1 protein-coding gene and 1 pseudogene are annotated in these 2,804 nt (G+C 68.4%); one reads left to right on the forward strand and one right to left on the reverse strand.

What is annotated here, in order from left to right:
• Positions 1–2,055: putative bifunctional diguanylate cyclase/phosphodiesterase (locus tag AC1DOC_RS27930; RefSeq protein WP_478130946.1), on the forward strand; the 2,055-nt coding region annotated here is incomplete at its 5' end.
• Between the two features lie 64 nt (positions 2,056–2,119).
• Here the strand turns inward: AC1DOC_RS27930 and AC1DOC_RS27935 are convergent.
• Positions 2,120–2,804 (reverse strand): annotated as a pseudogene (locus AC1DOC_RS27935) (replication initiation protein); the annotation flags it as partial.

Genomic DNA, 2,804 nt, shown 5'->3' on the forward strand with positions numbered 1-2,804 from the left:
CTGCTCAGCAGCGACAACCGGATGGCGGACCTGAGCTTGCGCAGCTCGCTGGCGATGTACAAGGCCCGCGACGCCGAGAACGAACTCCTGCTGTCCGCGGACCGGCTCGGGGTGGCGCAGGCAAGCGAGCGCTCCCTGCCGGCCATGCAGAACCATTTGCTGGACATGCGGGAGTACCTTGCCAGCCTTCGAATCCTCTCGACCGATCCGAAATTCAGGGACCAGGTCGACCGGATCGAGACCCAGACCCGGCAGTACGAGGACGGCTTCCTCGCGTTCATTGCGCGGCATGGCAAGGAAGGCCTTCCGGAATCGGCCGATGCGCTGCGCCAAGGCTACCTGGCCACGGCCGTGGCCATCGAATCCTCGGTGGAGGCGCTGCACACCGAGGCGACCAAGCGCGCGCTCCAGACGCGCAGCGATGTCGAACGCGCAGCCAGGTTCTCGCGCTGGGCGGTCATCGCGCTGGTCGCCCTGGCCATCCTGCTGAGCGCGGCGGCCGCGACGGTCGTCTCGCGGCGCATCACGGGCTCCATCGCCCGGCTCGTCGCCTTTTCCGGGCGCGTCGCCGCGGGGGACTTCAGCGCCAGGACGCCGCAGGGCCACGCGGATGAATTCGGCATCCTTGCGAGCGCCATGAACCAGATGGCCGAGTCGATCGAGAATTCCAATGCGCTGCTGGAAAGCAGCGCCGACACCCTGAAGCACCAGGCCACCCACGACCCGCTGACCGGGCTGCCGAACCGCGCATTGCTGGAGGACCGCCTGCGGCAGGCCATCTCGTATGCCGATCGCTACGGCCGGCTGATGACGGTGGTGTTCATCAACCTGGACGGCTTCAAGCGGATCAACGACAGCCTGGGCCGCAAGGGCGGCGACGAATTGCTGAAGGTCATGGCCGAGCGCATGGCCCGGTGCCTGCGCAGCGTGGACACGGTGGTGCGAACGGGCGGCGATGAATTCGTGATCATCCTGTATGACCAGCCCGGCGACGGAACAGACATCGCACCAGCCCTGAGAAAGCTGCTCGAGACCATCGCGCAGCCAGCGCGCATCGGCAGCCAGGCGGTCCAGCTCACGGGCAGCATGGGCGTGGCCACCTATCCCGCGGACGGCGCCGATGCCGACGCCCTGCTCATGAACGCCGACGCCGCGATGTCCCACGCCAAGGCCTCGGGGCGCAACAACTTCGAGTTCTATGCGGCCGAGATGAGCGGCGCGATCCGCGACGAACTCGCGCTGCGCGAAGGGCTGCGCCATGCCGTCGCGCGCAGCGAGTTCCACCTCGCGTACCAGCCGCAGCTGGACATGGAATCGGGCCGGGTGACGGGCGTGGAGGCATTGATCCGCTGGCAGCATCCGGAGCGCGGCCTGGTCTCGCCGGCGCAGTTCATCCCGCTGGCGGAAGAGACCGGCCTGATCGTTCCGATCGGCGAATGGGTGCTGCGCACCGCCTGCTTCCAGAACAAGGCCTGGCAGGACGCGGGCCTGCCGCCGTTCATCGTGTCGGTCAATGTGTCGGCGCGCCAGTTCCGGGAGCGGACCCTGATCGCGCAGGTGTCCCTGGCGCTTCGGGACAGCGGTCTCGAGCCGCGCCTCCTCGAGCTGGAACTGACCGAAAGCCTGGTCATGGAGGACCTGGACAAGGCGCTGCAGTCGATGAAGGCCCTGCGCGCCATGGGCGTGCAGCTCTCGATCGACGACTTCGGCACCGGCTATTCGAGCCTGAGCGCGCTCAAGCGCTTTCCCATCGCGAGGCTCAAGATCGACCAGTCCTTCGTGCGCGACATTCCGGGCGACGAAGAGGACAAGGCGATTGCCAAGACCATCATCGCGCTGGGGCACGAGCTCAATCTCAAAGTCATTGCCGAAGGGGTCGAGACCGAGCAGCAGCTGGAATTCCTGCGCGCCCATGGGTGCGACGAAATGCAGGGCTATCTCTTCAGCCGGCCCGTGCCGCCCGCCGAACTGGCGGCACTGGTCAGGATGCGCGCTGGCGAGGCAGCGGCGAGCGGCCAGCCCGAGGCGCGTGCGCGCCGCGTGGCGGGACGCTGAGGCCCAGCATCCAGGCAGCTTTCGAAGGTAGTAGCGCCCTCAACGAAGAGTATGCACTCACCTTCTAGATGCCGGCCACGCCGCGCTGGAGCGCAAAGTCCAGCAGCACGCGGTCGGAGGGCTCCTCGGGCCAAGTGTCCTCCGCCAGCCAGCGGAAGAAGGTGGTCGCGGCCACGCGGCTCGCCGGGCCGTCGCGCCGCCAGGCGCGCGCGATGGGGGCGGCCACCTGGTCGAGCCGCTCGGCCTCGAAGCGCGTGCGCACCTCGGCCTGCATGGGCTGCGGCATCTCGGCGAACACGGCGCGCGCCTGTCCCATGCGGTCGTTCTCCCAGAGCTCGCGGATGCGCCGCAGGCGGTCGGCCTCCGACAGCACCGCCACGGGTGGCGCCAGGGCCGGTGCCGGGCCGCTGCTGGGCGCCGGCTCCATCGCGGTCACGCCCGCGTAGCCCTTCTTCAGCGCATCCTTGAAATACGCGGCCGGCGACTTGAGCACCGGCATCGAGGCATTGCGCAGCCGCTGGTCCACATGGTCGAGCGTGGCGCGGATCTGCCCTTCGTCGGTGGTGGCGTAGAGATCCTGCGCCTCGTCCTGTTTCAGGCCCAGCGCGATCAGCCGGCCCACCAGCGCCAGGTCGAAGACGTTGCGGTTCGACGCGCTGATGTCGCCCAGGCGCTGCTGCACCTTGGGAACGACCCGGAACTGGATCTCCTCGATCTTGCGGCCGCGCTTGTGCTCGATCAGCTCGAGC

Source organism: Variovorax sp. 01T439_2 (assembly GCF_056398445.1).